The sequence below is a fragment of the Streptomyces sp. NPDC045678 genome (assembly GCF_056432085.1).
Genome location: NZ_JBWKJS010000001.1, coordinates 536726 through 562567, shown reverse-complemented (window position 1 = coordinate 562567; position 25842 = coordinate 536726). Strand labels below are relative to the sequence as shown.

The window sequence follows — 25842 nt, the reverse complement described above, 5'->3', positions numbered from 1 at the left end:
GCGGCGGTTCCCGGGTGGTCGTGGCCGTCAGCCGCTCTTCGGGATGACCTGGATGTCGAGGTCGATGGTGATGCTGTGCCCGACGGCGGCGATACCGCGGGCCAGCATCGTCTGCCAGGTGATCGTGAAGTCGTCGCGGTGCAGTTCAGTGGTGGCGCGGCAGGCGACGCGGGTCTCGCCCTCCAGCCCCTTGCCGACCCCGAGGTACTCCGTGTCGAGCGTGACCGTCCGCGTCACACCGTGCAGCGTCAGGCCCCCGGATATCGCCCAGCGGCTGCCGCCCTTGTGGACGAAGCGGTCGCTGTAGAACTCCATCGTCGGGAACCGCCCCACGTCGAGGAAGTCACCGGAACGCAGGTGGTCGTCGCGCATCTGGACCGCCGTGTCGATGGAGGCGGCGTCGATGACGACGTGCATCGCGGAGTCCTCCATCCGCTCCCCGATCCGGATCGCGCCCGCGAAGCTGTTGAACCGGCCACGGATCCTGGCCAGACCGATGTGCCGCGCGGTGAAGCAGACCGAGGAGTGGAGCGGGTCCACCTCCCAGTCGCCGGGCTCGGGGAGCGTCGGGGGCTGGGCGACCTGGAGCGTGACGTCACCGAGCGAGGCGTGCGCGTCCTCCGCCACCGTGGCGCTCGCCCGGTACGGAGTGAATCCCTCCGCCGAGACCGCCAGCCGGTAGTCCCCCGCCGGAACAGCCGTGACGAACGACCCGAAGGGGTCGGTGCCCCCGCTGACGACCTTGCGCCCCATGGCATCGCTGACGGCGAATTCCGCGTTCCGCACGGGTTCGTTGACCGGGTCGAGCACCCGGCAGCTGAGCACCCCCGCACTCGACGGGACCGTGAGCGCCGACAAGGCCCCCACCCGTCCGGTCCGATTCGTACGGTTTCCCAGCCAGCGGCCGAACACGCGCGACACACCCCCGCCTTACTTGACAACACCTGCAAACTGCAACGAAAGGGCATTCGATCACCGTTGCGGCTTTCGATGCAACACGGACCCAGATCACGGGAATGCTGCCGATGCGCCGTGAAGTGTCGCGACTGGCCCGAAATGGCCGCGAGGGAGGTGACGGTGAGACTCGGTCGGCGGGTGGCGTGGCCCGGCAAGGGGCGCTCACGGCAGTCCGCGGCCAACGCTCACGGCGGGCGCGTGACCACTTCGAGCCCGGGTGCCGCCCGGGATCCGGCCCCCGCTCCCCCTCCCGTCGTCCCCATCACCGCGACCGCTCCGTCCGTGTCCGTGCGCAGCACCTGCGCTCCCCCGGCCCGCAGCGCCGCCAGGGTGAGGGGTGACGGGTGCCCGTACGAGTTGTCGGCGCCGCACGAGATCAGTGCCAGCCGGGGCGCCGCCCTGCGCAGGAGCTCGGGCTCCTGGTGAGCCGAGCCGTGGTGGGCGACTTTCATCACGTCCACGGAACCGAGCGATGCCGCGGCCGGGCTCCGCAGCAGGGCCCTCTGCGCGGGCGGCTCCAGGTCGCCGAGAAGCAGCACCCTCAGCCCACCCGTCCGTACCAGCAGAGTGACGCTCGCGTCGTTCGGCCCCTCGGGTCTCGGCACCGGCCCCGCCGGAGGCCACAGCACCTGCCAGTCCAGGGGGCCCGCCCTGCGCCGCTCCCCCGCCACGGCCGACACCACCGGAACCCGCGCGGCTGCCGCCTGCTCCCGCACGAAGTCGACCTGCTCCGGCGGCTCCCCGAACCCCGTCGTCTGGATCTCCCCCACCTCGCGCCCTCGCAGCACCCCCGGCAGCCCCGCGACGTGGTCCGCGTGAAAGTGCGTGAGCAGGACGAGCGGCACCTGTCTGATTCCGAGCGAGCGCAGGCAACGGTCCGCCGCCAGTGGGTCGGGCCCCGCGTCGACCACCACCCCCGAGCCGTCCCCGGCCGCGAGCACCGTCGCGTCCCCCTGCCCGACGTCGCACATCGTCAGGCGCCATCCGGGCGGCGGCCAGCCCGCGATCACCCGCGTGACGGGGGGAGGCTGGACGACCACCAGGAAGAACAGTGCGGCACAGGCGACGACCAGCCACGGATGCCGCACGATCCTGCGTCCCACCAGGACGAGGACCACGGTGATGCCCGCGAGCACGAGTCCCCCGTGCCAGCCACCCGGCCAGTCGACCCCGTTCCCCGGCAACGCCGCCCCCGTGCGAGCGATACCCGCGATCCACTCCACGGGCCAACTCGCACCCCACGCCAGCACCTTGGCAACGGGCATCGCGACCGGCGCCACCGCCAGCGCCGCGAACCCGAGCACCGTGGCAGGCGCGACGGCGAACTCGGCGAGGAGATTGCACGGCACCGCGACCAGACTCACCCGAGCCGCGAGGACGGCGACCACCGGCGCGCAGACCGCCTGGGCCGCGGCCGCGGCGGCCAACGCGTCGGCCAACCGCGCCGGCACCCCTTTGCCGCGCAACGCCTCACCCCAGCGCGGCGCGAGGGTCAGCAGGGCGCCCGTGGCCAGGACGGAGAGCAGAAAGCCGTGACTCCGGGCCAGCCACGGGTCGTACAGCACCAGCACCAGCACCGCCGTCGCCAGCGCGGGAACGAGTGACCTGCGCCGTCCCGTGACGATGGCGAGCAACGCGATCAGCCCGCAGGCCGCGGCCCGCAACACGCTCGGGTCCGGTCGGCAGACGATGACGAACCCGATGGTCAGCGCCCCACCGAGCACCGCGGTCGTGCGCAGCGGAATCCCCAGCCTGGGGGCGAGTCCCCGCCGCTCGGCCCGCTGGGCGAGGCCCGGTGGTCCGATGAGCAGGACGAGCACGATCGTCAGGTTCGCCCCGCTCACGGCGAGCAGATGCGTGAGGTCGGTCGCCCGGAACGCCTGGTCCAACTCGGCGGGCACCCGCGAGGTGTCCCCGACGACAAGCCCCGGCAGCAGCGCCCGGGCATCGGCCGGCAGCCCGCGCGTGGCCTCCCGCAAGCCGCCCCGCAGTTCCCCGGCAACCCTCTGCGCCCCGGAAGGCGCCCCCACGGTTCGCGGCGCCCGCTCCCCGTCCACCCGCAGCACGGCGGCAACGCGGCCCCCGTCCGACATCGGCGGCGCCAGCCGCCCCTGCACCCGCACCCGCGTCGACGGAAGGAGGCCCGTCCAGGAAGGGGTGGTGGGGTGGGCCGAGTCGTGATGGGAGGCGGGGCCGTCGCCCTCCGCTCGCAGGGCAGCCCGGTCGCCCTCCGCTCGCACGGCGGCCCCATCGCCCTCCGCTCGCACGGCGGCCCCATCGCCCTCCGCTCGCACGGCGGCCCCATCACCTTCCGCTCGCGGGAAAGCCCCGTCGCCCTCCGCTCGCAGGGCAGCCCGGTCGCCCTCCGCTCGCAGGGCGGCCCCATCACCCTCCGCTCGCACGGCGGCCCCGTCGCCCTCCGTTCGCACCACCACCAGAACCGGCGTGCGGGTCTCGGTCGACGTGCCGTCCCTCTGCGTGACACGGAGGACTTCCGCGTCCAGGAGCACGGCCGGCGGCATCGTGTGCGCGCTCGCGACACGGGGGCGGGTGCGGCGCGGGTCGGACGTGACCCGCAACTCCGCCTCCACCTGCGCGTATTCACCTGCCAGAGAGGGAACCGGGCCACGCCGCAGATCCGCCCCGTGCAGCGCCGCCGACGCCGCCGCCCCCGCGGCGCAGAGCAGAACCGCGGCGACTGTGAAACGTCCCCACCGTCTCGGTCTCCTTGGCCCGGTCCCCGGATGACCGCCCTCTGCGGCCCCGCGAGCCGTCCACGTCACCAACAGGACTCCGGCCGCCAGCACGGCGGCCACCACCGTGGCGATCGCCCAGCGCGGTGGGGCGTCCAGCATCAGGGCCGCGGATCCCCAGGCCGCCAGCGCGGGCGGCACCAGCCGCAGGTCCGCCGGGCCCTCCTGGCGGGGATGCGAGGCGCCGAGACGGTGGCCCGACGCCAGGTGAACTGCCGCGCGCGTCATGGCCGTACGAGACCTTGGAGATCGGCGAAGCGCCGATCGCCGATGCCGTTGACCTCACGGAGTTCCTCGACCGAGCGGAATCCGCCGTGCTGCGTGCGGTAGTCGAGGATGTGCTGCGCCAACACGGGTCCGACGCCGGGGAGTTCGTCGAGCTGTTCCGGGGTCGCCGTGTTCAGACCGATGGGACCGGCGGCTCCCGGCCCGGCGCCACCCGACCCCGCAGCGCCCTGCCCCGCAGCACCCGATCCCGTGGCACCCGGTCCTGCCGACCCGGCCCCCACCCCGGCCCCACTCGCACCGTCCGCCGTCTGCGCCCCGCCCACCACGACCTGTTCGCCGTCCACCAGGAATCGCGCGCGGTTGAGGTCCCCCGTCTTCGTGCCCGGCCTGACCCCGCCGGCGGCCCGCAGCGCGTCCGCCACCCGGGATCCGGCGGGCAACCGATGGACGCCCGGCCTACGGACCTTCCCGCTGACGTCCACCACGATCACGCCCGCGGCGCCGCCGCCTTCCGCCCCCGCCGCCGTCCGCCCCGCCTGCGCCGCAGACCCCGGCGACGGAGCCGGCTCCGCACCCCGCTCGGCGATGGCACCCGCCTCACGCACCACGTCCGGCGGCCGCACGGGCTGGGCCCGGCCCGTCCAGAAGTGCTGGGCGGCGAAAACCGCGGCGACCCCGAGGATCAGGACGAGCGCCACCACGGCTCGTCGTTCGAGACCGCACCGCGCCTGCACCCACATCGGCAGGCGCTCCCGCACGGCAAGCCCCAACCGCTCCTTCCGCGAGGAATCCGCCCGCGCGCCCTCCGCGTCATCCGAGACAAGTCCCGCGCCCCCTCCCCCTACCGGTGCCTCTTCCTCGGTCTCCCCATTCCCGCCCACCAACGCGGCGTCCGGACCCGCCACCTCCAGCCTCGGCGATGGCAATGACGCGGGCGTGGGCGACGGCGACGGCGACGGCAAAGGTGCCGCAGGCCAAGGTGGTGGCTGCGGGTCCGCGAACAAGCTCTCCGCCCGCCGCCTGACCGCCTCCCCCGACGCACGTCGGCGCCGGGCCCGCCCGCGAGCGTGCCGACTACCGGCGCGGCCGTCGAGCGCACGCCCGTCGGAGGCGCGCCCGTCCGTCGCGCGCCCATCGGACGCAGGGCCACGGCCGGGCCCGCTCGTCGCAGAAACTGTCCGGGGAACTGATCGAATCGTCATGCCGACGACGCTACGCACCGCCACCACAACTTGTTGATCTTGGTCAATTCCCGTGGATTACCCGGCAGTTGTGGATAACTCCGTCACCCACACGTGGGACTCAACCTGACCTCACCGAGGCGAGACCACAGCCCCCAGCAACCCCGGCCCCGTGTGCGCCCCGATCACCGCTCCGACCTCGCTCACGTGCAGTTCACCGAGGTCGGGCACCCGCTCCCGCAGCCTCTCGGCGAGCGTCGACGCCCGGTCCGGGGCCGCCAGGTGGTGCACCGCGATGTCGACCCGGCCGGAACCGGCGCGCTCGACCACGATCTCCTCGAGCCGGGCGATCGCCTTCGACGCCGTCCGTACCTTCTCCAGCATGTCGATGCGGCCGCCGTCCAGCTTCAGCAGCGGCTTGACGGCGAGCGCGGAGCCGAAGAGCGCCTGTGCCGCGCCGATGCGGCCGCCCCTGCGGAGGTAGTCGAGGGTGTCGACATAGAAGAACGCGGAGGTGCCCGCGGCCCGCTTCTCCGCGGCGACCACCGCCTCCTCCGCCGAGTCGCCCGCCTCCGCTGCCTGCGCCGCCGCGAGGGCGCAGAAGCCGAGCGCCATCGCCACCATGCCGGTGTCCACCACCCGCACCGGCACCGGCGCGTCCATCGCGGAGAGGACCGCGGCGTCGTACGTACCGGAGAACTCGGCGGACAGGTGGAGCGAGACGATGTCGGTCGCGCCTGCCTCGGCGATCCTGCGATAGGTGTCCGCGAAGACTTGAGGGCTGGGCCGGGACGTGGTCACCGACTTGCGTTTCTGCAGGGCCAGGGCGAGGGAGCGGGCCGAGATCTCGGTGCCCTCCTCCAGGGCCTGGTCTCCCAGGACCACGGTCAGGGGCACCGCGGTGATGCTGTGCCGCTCCATCGTCTCCTGCGGCAGGTAGGCCGTTGAATCCGTGACGATCGCGACATGGCGGGACATGAGCTGGAGGTTACCTGTCTGGGCCGTCGGGTGGCAGCCCGGGCCCTCCCCGCCCCGGTGCTCCGGCGCCGGGGCAGATCAGGTCGTGCTCTCGGGCTTGGCCTTCTTCTCCCACGGATACGTCACCCGCGCGCTGGGCGGGGTGATCGCGGGCCGCGTCGGCTCCTGGGCTGCCGGACGGGCCTGTGCGGACGGCTCGGACCAGGTCTGTTCGGTCTGCTCGGCGGTCTTGCCCTCTGCCGACGCGGGCTCGGGCCAGGCGGCCGGGGCCCGTTCGGGCGCCGGCTCCGTCGTCCAGTGCCGCAGGGCGCCCGCCTCCATGTCGATCTGGGTGCTCAGCGAGTCCAGATCGTCGTCGGCGAACCGGCGGGCCCGGTCGCGCGCCGACCACCGCAGGGAGTCGGCGGCCTTCTTGATCTGCTCCGTGCGCTCCCGCAGGCCGGGAAGCCGCTCGGCCAGAGCCGCCTTGTCCGGGTCCCGCTCAAGGCGCCGGAGCTCGTCGTCCAGCTCGTGTCCGTGGACGCTGAGCCGGTCGAACAGCTGGAGGGTCTCCTTCAGCGAGGCGTCCTCGGGGGCGCCCGCCTGGAGGACGTCCTGCGTGGCACGCATGGACGTGCGCAACGCGAGACGCAGCTGCGCCAGTTCACCGGCGCTGCCGGCCTGCGCGAAGCTCCTCGCCCGCAGCGTGGTGTCCTCGACCGTCCGGCGGGCCTCCATGATGGTGCGGTCGACCCCGCGCTTGGCCGCACGGACCGCCTTCACGGTCACGTACACACCCAGCACCAGGAACAGCACCACAAGCAGCGCCACGATCGCGCCCACGGCTTCCATGACGCTCCTCTCCGCATCCGGCCCGCGTGGCCCGCGGTCCGCCCGATCCGCTCCATCGGCCTCTTCCACCGTAAACGGAGAAGGCAGGTCGGAGGTTCCAACGGAACCCCCAACCTGCCCGTAAGGGAAGACCCCTATACCGCTCCACTACCGCTCCACGCGAACGATCACGCAGGAACGATGTTCACCAGCTTCGGCGCCCGCACGATCACCTTGCGGATCCCCGCGCCGTCCAGCGCCGCCACGACCTTCTCGTCGGCCAGCGCCACCTTCTCCAGCTCGGCGTCGGAGATGGACGGGGAGACCTCCAGGCGCGCCTTGACCTTGCCCTTGATCTGCACGACGCAGGTCACGGACTCGTCCACGACGTACGCCGGGTCGGCGACCGGGAAGTCCCGGTGGACCACGGAGTCGGTGTGGCCCAGCTTGCGCCACAGCTCCTCGGCGATGTGCGGGGCCAGCGGCGCGATCAGCAGCACCAGGCGCTCCGCGACGGACCTCGGAACCGCGCCGCCCACCTTGGTCAAGTGGTTGTTCAGCTCGGTGATCTTGGCGATCGCGGTGTTGAACCGCATGCCGTCCAGGTCCTGGCGCACACCGTCGATGGCCTTGTGCAGGGCGCGCAGGGTGGACTCGTCGATGTCCGCCTCTGCGACGTCGGCGACGGTGACCTCACCGGTCGACTCGTCGACGATCAGACGCCACAGCCGCTGCAGCAGGCGGTACTGGCCGACGACCGCACGCGTGTCCCAGGGACGTGACACGTCCAGGGGGCCCATCGCCATCTCGTACAGGCGCAGCGTGTCCGCGCCGTACTCGTCGCAGATCTCGTCCGGCGTGACGGCGTTCTTCAGGGACTTGCCCATCTTGCCCAGCTCGCGCTTGACCGGCTCGCCCTCGAAGAAGAACTTGCCGTCGCGCTCCTCGACCTCGGTGGCCGGCACCGGGAAGCCGCGGCTGTCCCGGTAGACGTACGCCTGGATCATGCCCTGGTTGTACAGCTTGTGGAACGGCTCCGCCGACGAGATGTGGCCCAGGTCGAACAGGACCTTCGACCAGAAGCGCGCGTACAGCAGGTGCAGCACCGCGTGCTCGGCGCCGCCCACGTACAGGTCGACGCCGCCGGTCGGCTGGCCCTCGCGCGGGCCCATCCAGTACTGCTCGACGGCCGGGTCGACCAGCTGCTGGTCGTTGCGCGGGTCCAGGTAGCGCAGCTCGTACCAGCACGAACCCGCCCAGTTGGGCATGGTGTTGGTCTCGCGGCGGTAGGTCCGCGGGCCGTCGCCCAGGTCCAGGGTGACGTTGACCCAGTCCTCGTTGCGGGAGAGCGGCGTCTCCGGAGAGGTGTTCGCGTCGTCCGGGTCGAAGGTGCGCGGGGAGTAGTCGTCGACCTCCGGCAGCTCCAGGGGCAGCATCGACTCGGGCAGCGCGTGGGCGACGCCGTCCTCGTCGTAGACGATCGGGAAGGGCTCGCCCCAGTAGCGCTGGCGGCTGAACAGCCAGTCGCGCAGCCGGAAGTTGACGGTGCCCTCGCCGATGCCGCGGGTGGCCAGCCAGCCGGTGATGCGGGCCTTGGCGCCCGTGACGTCCATGCCGTCGAGGGAGATCTCCTGGTTCGCGGAGTTGATCAGCTTCGCCTCGTACGAGGAGAAGGCCTCGTCCCACGTCCTCGGGTCGGTCCCACGGTCGTCCGACGGCTCCACCACGCAGCGCATCGGCAGATTGAAGGCGCGCGCGAAGGCGAAGTCGCGGCTGTCGTGCGCCGGGACGGCCATGATCGCGCCGGTGCCGTAGCCCATCAGTACGTAGTCGGCGATGAAGACCGGGACCTGCTCGCCGCTGACCGGGTTGGTGGCGTAGACGCCGGTGAAGACGCCGGTCTTCTCCTTGGCGTCGGCCTGGCGCTCGACATCGGACTTGGCGGCGGCGAACGCGCGGTACTTGGCGACGGCCTCGGCCGGGGTGGCGTGCCCGCCGGTCCACGTCTCGTGGGTGCCCTCGGGCCAGGCGTCCGGGATGACCTTGTCGACCAGGTCGTGCTCGGGCGCCAGGACCATGTAGGTCGCGCCGAACAGGGTGTCCTGGCGGGTGGTGAAGACGGTGATCGCGTCGCCCTCGATGCCCACGGGGAAGCTCACACGGGCGCCTTCGGAGCGGCCGATCCAATTGCGCTGCTGCAGCTTGATGGCCTCGGGCCAGTCCAGCGCGTCCAGGTCGTCCAGCAGGCGGTCGGCGTACGCGGTGATGCGCATGTTCCACTGGCGCAGCTTGGCCTTGAAGACGGGGAAGTTGCCGCGCTCGGAGCGGCCGTCGGCGGTGACCTCCTCGTTGGCCAGGACAGTGCCCAGGCCGGGGCACCAGTTGACGGGCGCGTCGGAGGCGTAGGCCAGGCGGTACTGGCTCAGCACCTCGGCGCGCTCGACGGCGTCCAGCTCGCTCCACACGCGCGTGGAGTCCGGTACGGCACGCTCACCGCTCTCGAACTGGGCGACCAGGTCGGCGATCGGGCGGGCCTTGGCGGCGTCGGCGTCGTACCAGGAGTTGAAGATCTGGACGAAGATCCACTGGGTCCACTTGTAGTACTCGGGGTCGATCGTCGCGAACGAGCGCCGCTTGTCGTGACCCAGGCCCAGCGCGCGCAGCTGGGACTTCATGTTCTCGATGTTGGCCTCGGTGGAGACCCGCGGGTGGGTGCCCGTCTGCACCGCGTACTGCTCGGCGGGCAGGCCGAAGGCGTCGAAGCCCAGGGTGTGCAGGACGTTGTGACCGGTCATGCGCTGGAAACGCGCGAAGACGTCCGTGGCGATGTACCCCAGGGGGTGGCCGACGTGCAGGCCCGCCCCGGACGGGTACGGGAACATGTCCATGATGAACTTCTTGGGCTTGGCGACCAGCGCGGCCTCGGCCTCGTCCCGCGCGGCCATGTCGCCGCTCGGGTTCGGCGCCTCGTAGGTGCCGTCGGCGTCCCAGAAGTCCTGCCAGCGTGCCTCGATGTCCGCGGCCAGAGCGGCCGTATAGCGGTGCGGCGCGGCCACCTCGGAGGCGGCAGCAGAATTCGTCTCGCTCATGATCCTCAAAGCTCCATCGATCGTCTCTGCCTGCGGAATTGACCGTGCTGGTCAAACAAAAATGCCCCTCGCACAGGAGGGGACGCCGCGCCGATTCCGACCGCGATTCACCGGCGGTCGGGACTGATCAGCGCGGCCCGCTAAGCAGAAGGCGTACGGCACGCATGGCGTCAGGGTACCGCAGCCCTCCCGCGGCCCGCGACGAGCTTCCGCGCCGGACCGGCCGGGCGCCGCGGCAAGGCGCCGTACCGCCGCCACCGACAGGCGTTGGCCAAGGGTTACTCCGCGTACCGCCCACTATCGGGGCAACAACAAGATCGTGTCGCACTTTGATAACAGCGCAATAACTCAAACCCCGTACCCACCGGTATGGAGCGACTTAGCATGCGGCGGGACCGAACCATCTCGGAGCCGCCCCCATGAACCCTCTGCACCCGCACCGCAAGAGCCGTTCCCTCCCGCGTTCCGCGGCCCGCTCGCCCGCTCCACGGGCCCTGGGCGTCGGCGCACTGCTCCTGATACCCCTGCTCGTCTTCGCCGGCGGTGACACCCTGCGGGCCGCCATCGACTTCACCGCGGGCGTCCTCTCCCTGGTCTCGCTGACCTGCGCCGTGGTCTGGGGCCTGGTGGCCACCGACCGTCTGTTCCTGCACTCGCGCCAGCGCCTGCTCGCCCAGGCCGTGCACCGCGCCACCGCGATCGCCTCCGTCGGCTTCCTGCTGCTGCACAGCACCGTCAAGGTCGCGCTCGACCACGTGTCGCTGTTCGGCGCCCTGATGCCCTTCGGACTCGGCGTCACGGGCAGCGCCGGGCTCATCGGGCTCGGCTCGCTCGCGGGCCTCCTGATGGTCACCACGGCCGTCACCGGCGCCCTCCGCAGCGCCTTCGCCTCCCCCGCCCGGATCGCGTCGCGCTGGCGGGCGATGCACATGCTCGCCTACCCCGCCTGGTGTTCGGCGCTGATCCACGGCCTGTACGCGGGCCGCGAGCCCAAGACGTGGGTGATCACGCTGTACGCCCTGTGCCTGGTCGCGGTCGCCGGAGCGGTCGCCCTCCGCGCGGCACCACGCCCGGTCAAACGGAAGGTCGCCGCCCACGTCCTCGCCCTGCTCGAACCGGAACGCGCCACCCCGCACCGGGAGGAGGCTCCCGCGCGGGACACCCTCTCCGTGCCGCTGCCCGGCACGAACGCCCCGGCCCCCGCGACGGACCCCGTGGTGGGCATCTCCGCGGCCTATCGCGCCCTGACCGTCACCGCACCCCCGCCACACCCCACCGTCCCGCCACCCCGCGCCGAGCCCACGGGCCGCTGGCCCGCGCCCTGCCCGCCACCACCCGCCGAGTCCCCCTACGTCGCGCCCCAGCCGACGTACGACACCGCGCCCCAGCCCGTCTACGACCCCTCGTACGACGCTCCCCTCGACCCCGCGTACGACAGCGGCCCCGCCACCGAACCGCTGCACAGGCCCTTTCAGGCCCCCAGCACGGGCGAGCCCTGGAACGCCGCCACCGGAGGCCACCCGTGAACGCCTCGATCCCCGACGTCCCCGAAGTCCGCGTCGTCGGCCTGCCCCTGCTCACCTCGGGCTTCGACCTCGTCGAACGCCTCGACCTCTCCATGCACCTGAAGGTGCACGGCCCGCTGGAGCCGATGGCCGGCGAACCGCTCGCCCGCCTCGCCGAACACATCGGCCTGCGGGGCCGCGGCGGCGCGGGCTTCCCCTTCGCCCGGAAGCTGCGGTCCGTCGCCGACGCGGCGATCCGTCGCGGCATACGCCCCGTGGTCGTCGTCAACGGCAGCGAGGACGAGCCCGCCTGCCGCAAGGACACCGTCCTGATCAACCGCGCGCCGCACCTCATCCTCGACGGCGCCCTCCTCGCCGCCGAGGCCATCGGGGCGCGCACCCTGGTCGTCGGCGTGACCCGCGACTCGACCGAGGCGTCGATGCGCACGGCGCTGGCCGAGCGCGGCCTCGGCAACCGCCGCGGATCGGCCCTCCGCGCGCGTGTGCAGCGCAACCCGGTGCGCATGGTCACCGGAGAGTCGTCCGCCCTCGTCCGCTCGGCGGACGGCGGCCCCCCGCTGCCACCGGGCCGCAAAGTACGGACGTCCGACTCCGGAGTGGGCGGCGCCCCCACCCTGCTCTCCAACGCGGAGACCTTCGCCCAGCTCGCCGTCGCCGCCAGGACCGGCGCCGACCGCTACTGCCGCACCGGCCTGCGCGACGAACCCGGCACCGTCCTGCTGACCCTCTCCGGAGCGGTCGCCCGGCCGATGGTCGTCGAGGTCCCCACCGGAGTGCCTCTCCAGTACGTCCTTCAGCTGGCCGGCGCCCCCGCGCTCCCCCAGGGCGTGCTGACGGGCGGCTATCACGGCAGGTGGCTCGACGGGATGACGGCACACGACGCCGTCGTGTCCCGCGCCTCCCTGGACGCGTGCGGCGGCGCGCTCGGCGCGGGCGCGATCCTGCCGATCGGTGAGGGCACCTGTCCCCTGGGAGAGGCGTTGCGGGTGGCGCACTGGCTGGCCGCCGAGAGCAGCGGGCAGTGCGGCCCCTGCTACCTCGGCCTGCCCGCGGCGGCCCGTGGCCTCGCCGACGTGTTACAGGGCGGCGGACCGACCGCGCTCGAAGCGCTGCGCGAGGTGACACGGGCCGTGAAGCGGCGCGGCGCGTGCAAGCATCCGGACGGCTCGGCGGCCTTCCTGGAGTCGTCGATCTCGGCGTTCACCGACGACCTCGCCGCGCACGTCCTGGGCGGCGGATGCGGTCGTCCCGTCGAGGGCGTCCTCCCCCTCCAGGAGGACACACCGCCGGCAGAGGCCCCCAGTGGGCGCACGCTGGCCGTCGACTGGACGCTCTGCCAGGGTCACGGTCTCTGCGCGGACATCGTCCCGGAGCTGATCCAGCTGGGCCCCGACGGCTTCCCGGCGGTAGCGGAAGCGTCCGTACCGCGTTACTCCGAAGCGCGTGCCACCCGCGCCGTGCGGCGCTGCCCCGCGCTCGCCCTGCGCATCGAGGAGGCATCGAAGGAGGCACCCCCGTCCCGCACGACGCTGCCGACCGCGCTCCCGCCGGGCCGCGGCCGCCGCGCACTGGGCAGCGGAAGGCAGTAGGACACGGCAGCGCTCACGACACGAAAGAGCGGGCCACCCGATCCGGGTGGCCCGCTCATATCCTGTGGAGCTAAGGAGAATTGAACTCCTGACCTCCTGCATGCCATGCAGGCGCTCTACCAACTGAGCTATAGCCCCTTGCCTGTCCGCCCGGTTTCCCCGGCGGCTCCGCCAACATTACACGGTCATACCCGTGCTCCACCAAATCGTTTCCGGTCTGGTCCGGTCTGGGGTGATACGGGCGGTACTGTCAGCCTTCGTGACCGTGCTCGCGCTCCCCGTTGCCCGCCGCCGTGTGCCACTGGCCGCCGGGGCCTGCCTGCTCTCCTTCGCGGCCTTCTGGCTGGCCCAGCGGGCCGCCGACGTCTCGATGATCGACCTGATGGTCTACCGGGCCGAGGGCGAGACCGTGCGCGCGGGCGGTGACCTCTACGCGCTGCGCACCACCGAGGCCCATCTGCCCACCACTTACCCGCCGTTCGCCGCGTTGCTCTTCACACCGCTGACCCTGCTGGACACGGCGGTCATGCGCACCCTCGCGACGCTGGGCAACCTGGCGCTCCTGATCGTCTTCGCGCACCTGTCCCTACGGCTGGTCCACGGCGGACGGCACGCGCGCGTGGAGGGCGTTCTGTGGACGTCCGCCCTCGTCGTGTGGTGCGAGCCGGTGTGGACGACGCTGCGCTACGGGCAGATCAATCTGCTGCTCGCCGTCCTCGTCCTGTGGGACCTGTCGCGGCGCCCCGGACACGGCTGGGCGGGCGTGGGCATCGGCGTCGCGGCGGCCATCAAGCTCACGCCCGCGCTCTTCGCGGTCCTCCTGCTGCTCACCGGGGCCGCCGAAGCCGCGCGGCGCGGACCGTGGCGGCCGGCCGTGCGGCACGCGTGCGTGGCGGCCGTGTCGTTCGCCGGGGCGACGCTCCTCGCGGCCGCCGTCCTGCCGTACGACTCGTGGCGGTTCTGGACCCGGATGGTCTTCGAGGCGGGCCGTGTCGGGTTTGCGGAGGACACCGCGAACCAGTCGCTGCGCGGCGTCCTGGCGCGACTCATGCACACCGGGGAGCCCGGCGCCCTCTGGGCCCTGACAGCCGCCGTGACCGGCGCGCTGGGCCTCGCGGTGGCGGTGGCCGCCGCGCTGCGCGGGGAGCGGGCCTGGGCGGTGCTCTCCTGCGCCGCGACGGCGCTTCTGGTGAGTCCGGTGTCGTGGTCACACCACTGGGTGTGGTGCGTGCCGATGGTGCTGCTCCTGCGGGCGGAGGCAGAGCGAAGGGGCGGTCGGGCGCGGTGGGCGGCGGTCGGAGGCGTGTGCCTGGTCTTCTGCTCGTACGCCCTGTGGTGGGTGCCCCATGGAGTGGGGCGGCTCGAACTCGACCAGAACTATGGCCAGATGACGCTGTCCGCCCTCTACGTAGTGACCGCTTTCGCGTTCTTGTGGGCCGCCGTCACGCGGTGGCGAACGAGTAGAACCGCTTGAGGGTGCAGTGCTCGTCGAGGAGCCGGCCGTAGATCGGCTCCCCCTCGAGCTCGCGGTACGTCTCGATGGGGTCGCCTTTTATGATCAGCGCCCGCGCGCATTCCTCGCACCAGTACTGGTACTCCGGGTTGACCGGTTCCATGTCGCGGACGATCGGCGTACCACTGCCGCACCAATCGCATTTCCGCCGGTGTGCACCCATCGATCAGCTCCAGCTGTGGCCGCAGGCGGTGCACACGTACGAGACCCCGCCGTTGTCACCGAGTACTTGGGCGACGTGGGACGAGCCGCAGGAAGGGCAGTCGAGGAGCGTGCGGAGCGCGGACCGTTCTCGTACCGCCGCCGCTTCGGAGGGGTGGTCGACCTCTCCGAAGATGCTCGCAGGCATCGCTCTCTCCCTCCCGTCGGGCTGCGTCCCCTTCCGGCCGTCCGATTCTGCCACGGTCTGCGCGACCCGGGGGGAACAGGCCGTGGCGGAACACACAGAAAAATCCCGTCCCCTGAAGGGGACGGGATTTCCGGGACTGTGGAGCTAAGGAGAATTGAACTCCTGACCTCCTGCATGCCATGCAGGCGCTCTACCAACTGAGCTATAGCCCCTTGCGTTCTTCCCGCTCGGCGGGCGAACAAGAAGAACTTTAGCCTGCGACCAGCCGGAATGTGAAATCCGGGTCCGGGCGCCCACCGGGGGGCTCAGTCGTCGTCGCCGAGCACCGGTTCCGGCAGCGTGCCGGCGTTGTGCTCCAGCAGGCGCCAGCCCCGCGCGCCGCGGCCGAGGACCGACCAGCAGCAGTTGGTGAGGCCGCCGAGCCCCTCCCAGTGGTGGGGTTCCAGGCCGAGGAGACGGCCGATCGTCGTACGGATCGTGCCGCCGTGGCTGACCACCACGAGCGTGCCGTCCTCGGGCAGCTTCTCGGCATGGCGCAGGACGACCGGGGCGGCTCGGTCGGCCACCTCGGTCTCCAGCTCGCCGCCGCCGCGGCGCACCGCCTCGCCGCGCTTCCACGCGGCGTACTGGTCGCCGAAGCGGGCGATGATCTCGTCGTGCGTCAGGCCCTGCCACTCGCCCGCGTACGTCTCGCGGAGCGCCTCCTCGTGCGTGACGGGGAGGCCGGTGATCGCGGCGAGCTCACCCGCCGTGGCCGCGGCACGCTTGAGGTCGGAGGCGACGATGGCGTCCGGCTTCAGGGAGGCGAGCAGCCGGGCGGCGCGCTTGGCCTGGGCGACGCCCGTCTCGGTCAGCTCGATGTCCGTGGAGCCCTGGAAGCGGCGCTCCAGGTTCCACGCCGTCTGACCGTGCCGCCACAGGATGAGCCGCGGGCCGCGGTGGGTCACCGCAGCTCACCGTCCAGGTCGGCCTCCTCCGCGGCCCGCTGCTCGGCGTGCTCGGCGCCCTTGCCGCGGGTCGCCTTGGCGTCCTCGGGCAGGTCGATCTCGGGGCAGTCCTTCCAGAGGCGCTCGAGCGCGTAGAAGACACGCTCCTCGCTGTGCTGGACGTGCACCACGATGTCCACGTAGTCGAGGAGGATCCAGCGGGCGTCGCGGTCGCCCTCACGGCGGACCGGCTTGGCGCCGAGCTGCTTGTTCAGCTGCTCCTCGATCTCGTCGACGATCGACTTGACCTGGCGGTCGTTGGGTGCGGAGGCGAGCAGGAAGGCGTCCGTGATCGACAGCACGTCGCTGACGTCGTACGCGATGATGTCGTGCGCGAGCTTGTCGGCAGCCGCCTGGGCGGCGACGGTGATGAGCTCGGTGGAGCGGTCCGTGGCGGTCACTAGTGAGCTTTCCTTCGGCTGGTGGATACACCCCAAGGGTCTCACGGACCGCCGACAGCGCCCCAGACGATTACGTCACCGCTCCGGCGCGGGCCGTCCGGCACGGCCCGCGCCGACCGCTCTCACCTGGTCCTGTAGTCCTGTCCGAGCACTACGGAGACGTCGGCGTTGGCTGTCGTCCTGCCCTTGCCGACCGCGCTCGCCGGCAGGCCGAGGGTCTTGGCTACCTCGGTGGCCTGCTCCTTCTTGTCCGCGTCGGCGTAGGTGACCTGCGAGGCGGGCTGGGCCGCCGAGCCCGCGCCGCCGTCGATGAAGGTGTAGCCGCCGTTGACCAGGGAGACCCGGGCGTCCTGGGCCGCGCCCTTCTTCCCGGAGGCGTTCTTCACGCCGACCCGCACGGCCGCGTCCTTCTCCGGACTCTTCACGGCGCCGCCGAGCACGTCCTTGACCACGGCCTCCCCGGCGCCGTCGGTCAGCGTGCCGCCCTGCCCCACCGGCAGCAGCGTCGACTTGTAGTCGCCGCCCTTCGCGCGGTCGGCGAGCTTGGCGAGGAACGCGCCGAGGTCCTTGTCCTCCAGCGACGGGTCGAGGATCTGGGCGAGCGACTGCACGGTGGTCGTGGCCGCCTGCGGGTCCGACGACAGCTTGCGCAGAACGCCCTGCATGACCGCTCCGAAGCGCTGGAGCTGGTCGGTCTCCTGCTCGCCGGACGCGCGGTAGGTGGCGTAGGCGACGGCCATCCGGCCGCTGAGGGTCTGCTGCTCGCCCTTCTTGACCAGGGGGGCCTCGCCGTTCTTGGCCTTGGGGTCGGGCACGTCGGCGTTCGTGTCGATGTCGATGTTGCCGACGAGCTCGACGAGGTTCTCCAGGTACGGGGTGTCAAGCCGCCAGGTGCCCTCGACCTGGGTGCCGAGCACCGTGTCGATCGCGTCGCGGGTGCCGGTCGAGCCGTCGTCGTCGACGGACTTGCCGAGCGTCGTCGGCGTGCCGTCGTCGTCCGACACGGCGAGGGTGTTGGGCAGCAGGACGGTGGCGCCCCGCTCCGTGGTGGCGTTGTTCACCAGGAGCGCGGTCGAGGTGCCGCCGCCCTTGGTGTTGTGCAGGTGCAGGACGATCACGTCGCGCTTCTGCGGTCCTGACGCGGCGGCCGCACCGCCGTCGTCGCCGGACCCGCCCGGGAGCTTGCCCGCGAACCAGAGGTAGCCGACGCCGCCCGCGATCACCAGGGCGAGGACCACGACGAGCGCGACGACCCGGGAACGCCCGCGCCGCTTGGCCTCCTCGCGCCGCTCGGTGCGGCTCTCGGTGAACTTCAGCCAGTCGATGACGTCTTCGGATTCCTCGTCCGGCTCCTCGATGAACGAGAACTGCTCGGTCTTGTACTCGCCGGGCTGCTCGCGACGCTGCGTGGGCGCGGGCGTCGGCGCAGGCGCGGGCTCGGGCTCCGGCACAGACCGCTGAGGCTGCTGTTGCGGCTGTGCCTGAGGCTGCTGTTGCTGTTGCTGCTGCTGTGGGATCCAGGCGGTGTCCTGGGCCGGGGCCGTCCCGTAGGGGGCGCCAGTGGTGTCGTACGAGGTGCCGGTCCCGCCGTACACGTCATACCCCTGCTGCCCGCCCGCGTACGGGTCGTACCCGTACCCCTGGGGCTGCTGGGACTGCTGGGGCACCTGCGGCTGCTGGACCTGCTGGGCCTGCTGGGCCTGCTGGGCCTGCTGGGCCTGCTGGGCCTGCTGGGCCTGCTGGGCCTGCGGAACCTGCTGGTACACCGGCCGCCCGTACTCGTCGTACCCGACGACCTGGTACTGGTCGGCCGCGTACTCACCCGCGTACTCGCCCGCATACGGGTCACTGCCCGCATAAGGGTCGTACTGTCGGTCGTTCACCGGTGCCCCTCTCGGCTCATTCGCCGCGGTACAGCTCACGCTTGTCGATATAACGCACCACACCGTCGGGCACCAGGTACCAGACCGGATCGCCCTTGGCGACGCGCGCGCGGCAGTCCGTGGACGAGATGGCAAGGGCGGGAACCTCCACCAGGGAGACACCGCCCTTGGGCAGCCCGGGGTCGGCCAGCGTGTGGCCGGGCCGGGTGACCCCGATGAAGTGCGCGAGGGAGAACAGCTCTTCCGTGTCCCGCCAGGTGAGGATCTGGCCGAGGGCGTCGGCGCCCGTGATGAAGAAGAGGTCCGTGTCGGGGTTGAGGGCACGCAGATCGCGCAGCGTGTCCGTGGTGTACGTGGCCCCGCCGCGGTCGAGATCGATGCGGCTGACCGAGAACTGCGGGTTCTCCGCGGTCGCGATGACCGTCATCAGATAGCGGTCCTCGGCGGGCGAGACCTGCTTGTCGCTCTTCTGCCACGGCTGGCCGGTCGGCACGAACACCACCTCGTCGAGGTGGAATTGCGCGGCGACCTCACTGGCCGCCACGAGGTGTCCGTGGTGGATCGGATCAAACGTTCCGCCCATGACGCCCAGGCGGCGCTTGCCGTTGCTCACCGGACCGGTCTCCGGACCGGTAGGCATGTCCTGCTCTCCCATGCGTGCAGACCCTACCGGCCCGGCGGACGGGCTCTGTTTCAGCGGTCCCGGTTGAAGCGGGTGGTGATCCACAGGAGCAGCAGGAGGACGACGAACGCGCCTCCGCCGGTGAGGAGAGGGCTGAGGCTTTCGTGGTTGCCGCCGTGCTCGCCGCCCTCGGAGGCGAGAGTGACCAGCTGGGCGGCGTTGCTGTGGAGGCTCATCTCAGGCAGGACCTATCCGGAGGTGGGATGGACATAAAGACTTCCGGCCCATCGTAAGCGGGAGGCCCGTTCCGCCTTACGCCGACTCAGCCGTTGCGGTGGTCGGCGCCCTTGTCGACGTCTTCGGAGGCGCCCTCGGAGGCGCCCTTGCCGACGTTTTCGGAGGTGTTCTTGTCGGCGCCCGCGCCCCCGGCCCCCTGTCGGTAGCCCCGCAACAGGAACCAGCCGACCAGTACGCATCCGACGACCATGACGATCAGCACGATCCGCAGCAGATTGCCCGGTCCCTGCTGCTCCGCGGCCTTGGCCGCCTCCGTGAGCCAGTCGGCCCCAGGGTTGTGCTCCATGACGGAAGACTCCTTCTGTGTGCTGCCCTGTCACGGTATCTCCGCCTAGGCTTGGCCCCACCTCGGGGGCACGAGAGGACGAGACATGGGGGATGCGGCATGACCGACGACAACCACCACGGCGGGGGCGGCGAGGGCCACGAGCAGGTGCCGAGCCGGCAGCGCAGGCGCTTCCCGGGCATCTCGTCGCGCGCCTACGAGCATCCGGCGGACCGCTCGGCCCTGGTCGCCCTGCGCAAGCTCAGCGGCTTCGACACGGTCTTCAAGGCCCTCAGCGGCCTGCTCCCCGAGCGGAGCCTGAGGCTCCTGTTCCTGTCGGACTCCGTGCGCGTGTCCGACGCGCAGTTCGCGCACCTCAACACCATGCTGCGGGACGCCTGTTACATCCTGGACCTGGAGAAGGTCCCGCCGATGTACGTGAACCAGGACCCGAATCCGAACGCGATGTGCATCGGGCTGGACGAGCCGATCATCGTCGTGACGACGGGCCTGGTCGAGCTGCTCGACGAGGAGGAGATGCGGGCGGTCGTCGGCCACGAGGTGGGCCACGCCCTCTCCGGTCACTCCGTCTACCGCACGATCCTGCTGTTCCTCACGAATCTCGCCCTGAAGGTCGCGTGGATCCCGCTCGGCAACGTCGCGATCATGGCGATCGTGACGGGGCTGCGCGAGTGGTTCCGCAAGTCCGAGCTGTCGGCGGACCGGGCGGGCCTGCTGGTCGGACAGGACCTGAAGGCCTCGATGCGCGGCCTGATGAAGCTCGCGGGCGGCAACCACCTGCACGAGATGAACGTGGACGCGTTCCTGGAGCAGGCCGAGGAGTACGAGGCCGGGGGCGACCTGCGCGACTCCGTTCTGAAGATCCTCAACGTCCTGCCGCGCACGCACCCCTTCGCCACGGTCCGCGCCGCCGAGCTGAAGAAGTGGGCCGAGTCCCGCGACTTCCAGCGGATCATGGACGGCCACTACCCCCGCCGCGACGAGGACAAGGACACCTCGGTCTCCGACTCCTTCCGGCAGTCGGCGTCGTCGTACGCCGACAACGTGCGCAACAGCAAGGACCCGCTGATGAAGCTGGTCAACGACCTCGCGGGCGGCGCGGGCGACCTCGGCGGCAAGCTCCGCGGCAGGTTCACGGGCCAGAGCGGCACCGACGGCGCCCCCGAGGACAAGCAGCCGTAAACGCGCAGCCGTACACCGGCGCAGAACGCCCGCTCAGGACGCGGAGAGCGAAGGCTGGGCCGACGCCGCGAGAGACCCGCACAGCGGCGTCGCGCCCCCGGTCGCGTACGGGTCCGTGCCGGCAGGACCGCCCGTCTTCGCCTTCTGCCCGGCGAGCAGCGGCCGCAGGTGGTTCGCCGACTCGGCGGCGCAGGCGAGGGGGCCGGCCTGCGTGACGGAGGCGACCACCTCGGCGCGGTGCATCCGCAGGTCGTCGCGGTCGAAGCGGAAGTGCAGCTCGCGGCGGACGGTGAACAGCGACGCCCGCGCCCGTTCGTCGTCGGCGCCCTTGGCGTGCCGCGCGCCCCCGCGGTCGGCCTCTCGCAGCGCGTACACGAACGTGTGGTCCGAGGTGATCTCCAGCGTGTTCTTGTCGGTCTCGACGATCCGCAGCGTGCCGTCGGTCCTGACCCGGTGGTCGGCGAGCGCGGTCCGCGCCGGGTCGAACCGCACGAGCCAGCCCGTCGCCGCGTGCCGCCCGTCGGCCGCCGGGCGGGCGAAGCTCCGGTCGAACTGGGTGTACTGCTGCGGGTCGATCAGGAGGCGTACGTCGCGCGGGGAGCCGCCCGCGAGCACATCCGGGTCGAGTGCGGACTCGACCAGGTAGTCCTTGGCGGTGACGAGCGCCCCCATGACCTGGCTGTCCGAGAAGTGCGAAGTGCGGCGCGCGGGCGGGAGGTTGATGCCGCCCGCGCCCACGCGGAACTCGGCAGCGGGGCTGTGCGCGTACAGGTTCGAGACGCTCTTCGAGCCGGGCACGCGGCCGGCCGGGGCGAGAGGCGTCACCGTCATGCGCAGGGGTTCGGGACGCTTGACGGCCGGAGACTGGTACGGGCTGCGCAGGCCCATGTAGATCGCGGTGCCGAAGGCGACGGCGACCAGCACCACGAGTATCAACAGCTGCCGGGAGAGCGTCCGGTGGAGCCCCGGGCGACGGCGCACGGCGCGCGTGTGGTCGCCCATGCGCTCCTGCGCGGAGAACTCCTGGAGCCGGGCAGCCCGCACGAACGACTCGTCGAAGACCACCGACCGGTACTCGTCCTCGCCACCGCCGGCAGCGCCCTCGGGTGTCCCCGCGGGTGGATCTCCTGGCCCGCCCATACCTTCAGGGTAGGTCTCCGGGCCGTCAGGTAAACGCCCTGGTACGCGACAAGTTCCGACAACTCGCCACGGTGTGCGCCTCAGGGCGTACGTGGCGTCGCGGGCACCGCGGACTGGCTGAATTCGGCGGAGACGGAGGGGCTGGGCGACGTTTCACTGTCGGCGCTCTGCCCGACCTCGGTGGAGGCGGGCGCGGGCACCTGACCCTGGCCGCCCGACGAGGCCCCTCGGTAGACGGCGGTGAAGGCGAGGGCGACCATGCCGATGCCCATCAGGAGGGCGAGCATCCAGGCTATGGGGCGATGCCAGCGGACCTGGCCGGGGTGGCGGCCCGGGCGGCCGTACCGCCCCTCCGGGGAGTCGCGTTCGTAGGCGTCGTCGAGGTCGTCGTCGCGGCCGAACCCGGTGCTGTCGTCGGGGCCGAAACCGTCTTCGTAGAGCTCGTCGTCCACCGCGTCGTGGCCCCGGCCGCGGGTGCGCGCCCGGCGGGCCTCCGCCTCGGAGGCCTCGGCGCGCGCCTCGGCAGCGGCCAACAGCCGCTCCACGGCGGTCGGTTCATGGATCTCCGCGGCCCGCACGAAGTCCTCGTCGAAGACCACGGAGGCGAACTCTTCGTCCGCACCCCCGCGGTCGTGGTCGTCGTCGGGCTCCCAGCCGTCAGGGAACGACGGCGTGCCCCCCACGTCCTCCGGCACCCCTCCAGCCTAGACCTGGAAGGGTCAATTTGGGCAGGGCGCAGGGGAATTCAGCGGATGTGACCGTCACCCGTGACGATGTACTTGGTGGAGGTCAGCTCGGGCAGCCCCATCGGACCGCGCGCGTGCAGCTTCTGGGTCGAGATACCGATCTCGGCACCGAAGCCGAACTGGCCGCCGTCGGTGAAGCGCGTCGAGGCGTTCACGGCGACCGTGGTGGAGTCGACGAGCTGGGTGAAGCGGCGGGCGGCCTGCTGCGAGGTGGTGACGATGGCCTCGGTGTGCCCGGAGGTCCACAGCCGGATGTGCTCGACGGCCTGCTCCAGCGTGTCGACGACGGCGGCCGCGATGTCGTACGAGAGGTACTCGGTCTCCCAGTCCTCGGTGGTCGCGGGGACGACGGTGGCCTTGCTGCCCTCGGCGTACGTGATGACGCGCTCGTCGGCGTGGACGGTGACGCCGGCCTCGGCGAGGGCGTCCAGGGCGCGCGGCAGGAACGCGTCGGCGATGTCCCGGTGCACGAGCAGGGTCTCGGCGGCGTTGCAGACGCTGGGGCGCTGCGCCTTGGAGTTGATGAGGATGTCGACGGCCATGTCGAGGTCGGCCGCGGCGTCCACGTAGACGTGGCAGTTGCCGGTGCCGGTCTCGATGACGGGGACGGTGGACTCCTCGACGACCGTCTTGATCAGCGAGGCGCCGCCGCGCGGGATGAGGACGTCGACGAGGCCGCGGGCGCGCATGAGCTCGCGCACGGAGTCGCGGTTCTCGCCGGGGACGAGCTGGACGGCGTCGGCGGGCAGCCCTGCGCCGTGCACCGCGTCGCGCAGGACGCGCACGAGGGCCGTGTTCGACGCGTACGCCGAGGACGAGCCGCGGAGCAGTACGGCGTTGCCGGACTTCAGGCAGAGGGCCGCCGCGTCCACGGTGACGTTCGGGCGGGCCTCGTAGATGATCCCGACGACGCCGAGCGGGACGCGGACCTGGCGCAGGTCGATGCCGTTGGGGAGCGTCGAGCCGCGGACGACCTCGCCGACCGGGTCGGGCAGGGCGGCCACGTCGCGCACGTCGGCGGCGATGGCGCGGACCCGCTCGGGGGTGAGGGTGAGGCGGTCGACGATGGACTCGCTGGTGCCGGCCTCGCGGGCGCGCTCCGTGTCCTTGCCGTTGGCCTCGACGATCTCGGCGGTCCGCACCTCGAGCGCGTCGGCGATCGCGAGCAGCGCGTCGTCCTTGGCGGAGCGCGGCAGCGGGGCGAGCGTGGCGGCGGCGCCGCGGGCGCGGTAGGCGGTCTGGGCGACCGGCGAGAGGTTGTCGTAGGGCGAGACGGGAGAGAGCGACGTCATGCCCGCAGGGTAATCCCCGTGTGCGGGGCGTCCACCCGCTGTTCCACTTCCCGAGACCGGTCCGGCCGGTCTGCCGTGCGACTACGGCTCAAAAGGGGTGCACGCCGACCGGGGTGGCCGGTAACGGTCCGTAACCCTCCGCGACGCGTTGGTGATATGTGTCGCGTCCGATCACTTCGAGCCCCACGATCTCCCACGGCGGCAGCTGGGCGCTCTGCCGGTGTTCGCCCCACAGGCGCAGGGCGACCGCGGCCGCGTCGTGCAGGTCACGGGCCTCCTCCCAGTAGCGGATCTCGGCGTGGTCCGGCGCGTACCTGCTGGTCAGCAGAAAGGGATGATCGTGGGCGAGCTGTTCGAGACCCCGCCTGACCTCGTCCAACGGAGCTTCGGTGCCCGAGACGCTCAGCGTGACGTGCCAGAGGCGGGGCGTCTCCACCGGCTCGCTCTCCCGGCTCTCACCCGCGTCGGCCGCGCGTGGCCCGTGCGGATCGCTCTCGTACGCCGTCCCCGCGGCGACGCTCGTCAGCGCCCGCTCAGCCGAGCCGCGGGACGCCGCCCCAGGGCGCACTCGTCTCACGACGGCCTCCTTTACGCAATGGTGTGCCGATACGCAACGGTCGTGCAGAACTGTCTTCAACAAAGTTGAGCAGGCCAAGCAGTCCCGCGGGGCGGTTTTGGGGAGTTTCACCTTCCGCGGGCCGGTCGGCGGGGGCCGTGCGCGATGGTTTTCAGCCGGGGCGTACGAGGCGTGCGGGACGGACGGTCCGACGCGACCTGGGGCTTTTCCGAGCGCTATCCGGGCAGCAGGACGAGGTCGTCCCGGTGCACGACTTCCCGCTCGTACGCAGGTCCGAGTTCCTTGGCGAGGTCCCGTGTGGAGCGACCGATGAGCAACGGGATCTCCTTGGCGTCGAAGTTCACCAGACCGCGCGCCACCGCACGGCCCGCGGCGTCCCGCAGCTCGACGGGGTCGCCCGCGGTGAACTCCCCCTCCACGGCGGCGATCCCGGCAGGCAGCAGCGACTTGCGCCCCTCGACGACCGCGCGCACCGCCCCGTCGTCCAGGGTGAGGGCCCCCCGCGGCTCGGAGGCGTGCTGCAGCCACAGGAGACGGTCGGCGGAGCGGCGTCCCGTGCGGTGGAAGTACGTGCCGGTGGCGCGGCCCGCGAGGGCGTCCCCTGCCTGGCTCGCGGAGGTCAGGACGACCGGGATGCCGGCGGCGGCGGCGATCCGGGCGGCCTCGACCTTGGTGACCATGCCGCCGGTGCCGACGCCGGCCTTGCCCGCGCTGCCGATCTCGACGTGCGCCATGTCGGCGGGGCCCGTGACCTCGTCGATGCGGGAGGTGCCGGGCTTCGCGGGGTCGCCGTCGTAGAGGCCGTCCACGTCGGAGAGGAGGACGAGGAGGTCGGCACGGACGAGGTGGGCGACGAGGGCGGCGAGCCGGTCGTTGTCGCCGAAGCGGATCTCGTCGGTCGCCACGGTGTCGTTCTCGTTCACGACGGGCAGCGCGCCCATGGCGAGCAGCTGGTCGAGGGTGCGCGAGGCGTTGCGGTGGTGGGCCCTGCGGGCCATGTCGTCGGAGGTGAGGAGCACCTGCCCGACCCGTACGCCGTAACGCGCGAAGGAAGCGGTGTAGCGGGCCACGAGCAGGCCTTGGCCGACGCTGGCCGCGGCCTGCTGGCGGGCGAGGTCCTTGGGACGGCGCACGAGGCCGAGCGGGGAGAGTCCCGCGGCGATGGCGCCGGAGGAGACGAGCACGATCTCGCGCAGGCCGCCGTCGCGGCTCTTGGCGAGCACGTCGACGAGGGCGTCAACACGGTCCGCGTCCAGGCCCCCCGATGCGGTGGTCAGGGACGACGACCCGACCTTGACGACGACCCGCCGGGCCTCTGCCACTGACTGCCTTGCCGATGCCACGCTCTTCCCCAAATGATCCCGATGCCCCGGACCCGCGGTCCCGGACCTGCAATCTACGTGAGGGCCCGGGCCGGGCGCCTGCCCATTCCGAGGCGCGGACCGGGCCGCGGAGGC

23 protein-coding genes and 2 tRNA genes are annotated in these 25842 nt (G+C 71.9%); 4 read left to right on the top strand and 21 right to left on the bottom strand.

What is annotated here, in order from left to right:
* Positions 1-27: 27 nt before the first annotated feature.
* The 6 genes from AC07DO_RS02415 to leuS form a co-directional block, all read right to left on the bottom strand.
* Entirely contained in the window at positions 28-912 is an 885-nt protein-coding gene (locus tag AC07DO_RS02415) for a YceI family protein (RefSeq protein WP_150221403.1), read from the bottom strand.
* Between the two features lie 230 nt (positions 913-1142).
* The gene (locus AC07DO_RS02410; RefSeq protein ID WP_479056440.1) at positions 1143-3938 is read right to left on the bottom strand and encodes a ComEC/Rec2 family competence protein; all 2796 of its coding nucleotides are present in this window, start codon (positions 3936-3938) and stop codon (positions 1143-1145) included.
* Entirely contained in the window at positions 3935-5140 is a 1206-nt protein-coding gene (locus AC07DO_RS02405; protein ID WP_479056438.1) for a ComEA family DNA-binding protein, read from the bottom strand. Before AC07DO_RS02405 ends, AC07DO_RS02410 begins: the two co-directional genes overlap by 4 nt.
* A 111-nt stretch (positions 5141-5251) precedes the next feature.
* A complete protein-coding gene (locus tag AC07DO_RS02400; RefSeq protein ID WP_479056436.1) occupies positions 5252-6097 on the bottom strand; it encodes a DegV family protein in 846 nt (281 codons plus the stop codon).
* A gap of 78 nt (positions 6098-6175) precedes the next feature.
* Positions 6176-6928, bottom strand: coding sequence for a hypothetical protein (locus tag AC07DO_RS02395; RefSeq protein WP_479056434.1), 753 nt, complete (start codon positions 6926-6928; stop codon positions 6176-6178).
* A gap of 167 nt (positions 6929-7095) precedes the next feature.
* Positions 7096-9996, bottom strand: a complete 2901-nt coding sequence (gene leuS, locus AC07DO_RS02390; RefSeq protein WP_479056432.1) for a leucine--tRNA ligase — start codon at positions 9994-9996, stop codon at positions 7096-7098.
* A gap of 419 nt (positions 9997-10415) precedes the next feature.
* On the opposite strand from leuS, the gene AC07DO_RS02385 reads away from it, so the two are divergent.
* Positions 10416-11522, top strand: a complete 1107-nt coding sequence (locus AC07DO_RS02385) for a ferric reductase-like transmembrane domain-containing protein (RefSeq protein WP_479056430.1) — start codon at positions 10416-10418, stop codon at positions 11520-11522.
* On the top strand, positions 11519-13111 hold the full coding sequence (locus tag AC07DO_RS02380; RefSeq protein ID WP_479056429.1) for an NADH-ubiquinone oxidoreductase-F iron-sulfur binding region domain-containing protein: 1593 nt from the start codon (positions 11519-11521) through the stop codon (positions 13109-13111). Before AC07DO_RS02385 ends, AC07DO_RS02380 begins: the two co-directional genes overlap by 4 nt.
* A 65-nt stretch (positions 13112-13176) precedes the next feature.
* Here AC07DO_RS02380 and AC07DO_RS02375 read toward each other — a convergent pair.
* Positions 13177-13249: transfer RNA gene (locus AC07DO_RS02375), tRNA-Ala, on the bottom strand.
* Positions 13250-13370: 121 nt separating this feature from the next.
* Here AC07DO_RS02375 and AC07DO_RS02370 point away from each other — a divergent pair.
* Positions 13371-14585, top strand: a complete 1215-nt coding sequence (locus AC07DO_RS02370) for a glycosyltransferase 87 family protein (protein WP_479056428.1) — start codon at positions 13371-13373, stop codon at positions 14583-14585.
* Here AC07DO_RS02370 and AC07DO_RS02365 read toward each other — a convergent pair.
* From AC07DO_RS02365 to AC07DO_RS02325, 9 genes are all read right to left on the bottom strand, one after another.
* Positions 14554-14787 (bottom strand): hypothetical protein, encoded by a 234-nt coding sequence (locus tag AC07DO_RS02365; protein ID WP_023588762.1) that lies wholly within the window; start codon positions 14785-14787, stop codon positions 14554-14556. The genes AC07DO_RS02370 and AC07DO_RS02365 overlap by 32 nt on opposite strands.
* Positions 14788-14790: 3 nt before the next feature.
* The gene (locus tag AC07DO_RS02360; RefSeq protein WP_150184076.1) at positions 14791-14973 is read right to left on the bottom strand and encodes an IS1 family transposase; all 183 of its coding nucleotides are present in this window, start codon (positions 14971-14973) and stop codon (positions 14791-14793) included.
* A 139-nt stretch (positions 14974-15112) separates the two neighbouring features.
* Positions 15113-15185: transfer RNA gene (locus AC07DO_RS02355), tRNA-Ala, on the bottom strand.
* A 93-nt stretch (positions 15186-15278) separates the two neighbouring features.
* The gene (locus tag AC07DO_RS02350; protein ID WP_479056425.1) at positions 15279-15920 is read right to left on the bottom strand and encodes a histidine phosphatase family protein; all 642 of its coding nucleotides are present in this window, start codon (positions 15918-15920) and stop codon (positions 15279-15281) included.
* Positions 15917-16360, bottom strand: a complete 444-nt coding sequence (gene rsfS, locus AC07DO_RS02345; RefSeq protein WP_361177693.1) for a ribosome silencing factor — start codon at positions 16358-16360, stop codon at positions 15917-15919. Before rsfS ends, AC07DO_RS02350 begins: the two co-directional genes overlap by 4 nt.
* Before the next feature lie 122 nt (positions 16361-16482).
* Positions 16483-18243 (bottom strand): LCP family protein, encoded by a 1761-nt coding sequence (locus AC07DO_RS02340; RefSeq protein ID WP_479056424.1) that lies wholly within the window; start codon positions 18241-18243, stop codon positions 16483-16485.
* 16 nt (positions 18244-18259) lie between these two features.
* Complete coding sequence (nadD, locus tag AC07DO_RS02335; protein WP_268771192.1) at positions 18260-18898, bottom strand: nicotinate-nucleotide adenylyltransferase; 639 nt, start codon at positions 18896-18898, stop codon at positions 18260-18262.
* Between the two features lie 38 nt (positions 18899-18936).
* Positions 18937-19101, bottom strand: coding sequence for a hypothetical protein (locus AC07DO_RS02330; RefSeq protein WP_150184080.1), 165 nt, complete (start codon positions 19099-19101; stop codon positions 18937-18939).
* An 86-nt stretch (positions 19102-19187) separates the two neighbouring features.
* Positions 19188-19448 carry a hypothetical protein gene (locus AC07DO_RS02325; RefSeq protein ID WP_479057553.1) on the bottom strand — a complete coding sequence of 87 codons (261 nt, stop codon included), beginning with the start codon at positions 19446-19448 and terminating at the stop codon, positions 19188-19190.
* 99 nt (positions 19449-19547) lie between these two features.
* On the opposite strand from AC07DO_RS02325, the gene AC07DO_RS02320 reads away from it, so the two are divergent.
* Positions 19548-20630, top strand: coding sequence for a M48 family metallopeptidase (locus tag AC07DO_RS02320; RefSeq protein WP_479056421.1), 1083 nt, complete (start codon positions 19548-19550; stop codon positions 20628-20630).
* Positions 20631-20663: 33 nt separating this feature from the next.
* Here AC07DO_RS02320 and AC07DO_RS02315 read toward each other — a convergent pair whose 3' ends face one another.
* The 5 genes from AC07DO_RS02315 to proB form a co-directional block, all read right to left on the bottom strand.
* On the bottom strand, positions 20664-21770 hold the full coding sequence (locus AC07DO_RS02315) for an SCO2583 family membrane protein (protein ID WP_479056419.1): 1107 nt from the start codon (positions 21768-21770) through the stop codon (positions 20664-20666).
* A gap of 80 nt (positions 21771-21850) precedes the next feature.
* Positions 21851-22465: an SCO2584 family spore wall biosynthesis protein gene (locus tag AC07DO_RS02310; protein ID WP_479056418.1), complete on the bottom strand. Its 615-nt coding sequence runs from the start codon at positions 22463-22465 to the stop codon at positions 21851-21853.
* Positions 22466-22515: 50 nt separating this feature from the next.
* Positions 22516-23808: a glutamate-5-semialdehyde dehydrogenase gene (locus tag AC07DO_RS02305; RefSeq protein ID WP_479056417.1), complete on the bottom strand. Its 1293-nt coding sequence runs from the start codon at positions 23806-23808 to the stop codon at positions 22516-22518.
* Between the two features lie 88 nt (positions 23809-23896).
* Positions 23897-24376, bottom strand: a complete 480-nt coding sequence (locus AC07DO_RS02300) for a hypothetical protein (RefSeq protein ID WP_479057499.1) — start codon at positions 24374-24376, stop codon at positions 23897-23899.
* Between the two features lie 224 nt (positions 24377-24600).
* Positions 24601-25728: a glutamate 5-kinase gene (proB, locus tag AC07DO_RS02295; RefSeq protein ID WP_479056415.1), complete on the bottom strand. Its 1128-nt coding sequence runs from the start codon at positions 25726-25728 to the stop codon at positions 24601-24603.
* Between the last annotated feature and the right edge of the window lie 114 nt (positions 25729-25842).

Excerpts from the sequence above, each read along its gene's own strand:
- AC07DO_RS02410 (WP_479056440.1), bottom strand. The coding sequence starts at position 3,938 with ATGACGCGCGCGGCAGTTCACCTGGCGTCGGGCCACCGTCTCGGCGCC.
- AC07DO_RS02405 (WP_479056438.1), bottom strand. The coding sequence starts at position 5,140 with ATGACGATTCGATCAGTTCCCCGGACAGTTTCTGCGACGAGCGGGCCC.
- AC07DO_RS02400 (WP_479056436.1), bottom strand. The coding sequence starts at position 6,097 with ATGTCCCGCCATGTCGCGATCGTCACGGATTCAACGGCCTACCTGCCG.
- AC07DO_RS02395 (WP_479056434.1), bottom strand. The coding sequence starts at position 6,928 with ATGGAAGCCGTGGGCGCGATCGTGGCGCTGCTTGTGGTGCTGTTCCTG.
- leuS (WP_479056432.1), bottom strand. The coding sequence starts at position 9,996 with ATGAGCGAGACGAATTCTGCTGCCGCCTCCGAGGTGGCCGCGCCGCAC.
- AC07DO_RS02385 (WP_479056430.1), top strand. The coding sequence starts at position 10,416 with ATGAACCCTCTGCACCCGCACCGCAAGAGCCGTTCCCTCCCGCGTTCC.
- AC07DO_RS02365 (WP_023588762.1), bottom strand. The coding sequence starts at position 14,787 with ATGGGTGCACACCGGCGGAAATGCGATTGGTGCGGCAGTGGTACGCCG.
- AC07DO_RS02360 (WP_150184076.1), bottom strand. The coding sequence starts at position 14,973 with ATGCCTGCGAGCATCTTCGGAGAGGTCGACCACCCCTCCGAAGCGGCG.
- nadD (WP_268771192.1), bottom strand. The coding sequence starts at position 18,898 with ATGGGAGAGCAGGACATGCCTACCGGTCCGGAGACCGGTCCGGTGAGC.
- AC07DO_RS02330 (WP_150184080.1), bottom strand. The coding sequence starts at position 19,101 with ATGAGCCTCCACAGCAACGCCGCCCAGCTGGTCACTCTCGCCTCCGAG.
- AC07DO_RS02325 (WP_479057553.1), bottom strand. The coding sequence starts at position 19,448 with ATGGAGCACAACCCTGGGGCCGACTGGCTCACGGAGGCGGCCAAGGCC.
- AC07DO_RS02320 (WP_479056421.1), top strand. The coding sequence starts at position 19,548 with ATGACCGACGACAACCACCACGGCGGGGGCGGCGAGGGCCACGAGCAG.
- AC07DO_RS02315 (WP_479056419.1), bottom strand. The coding sequence starts at position 21,770 with ATGGGCGGGCCAGGAGATCCACCCGCGGGGACACCCGAGGGCGCTGCC.
- AC07DO_RS02305 (WP_479056417.1), bottom strand. The coding sequence starts at position 23,808 with ATGACGTCGCTCTCTCCCGTCTCGCCCTACGACAACCTCTCGCCGGTC.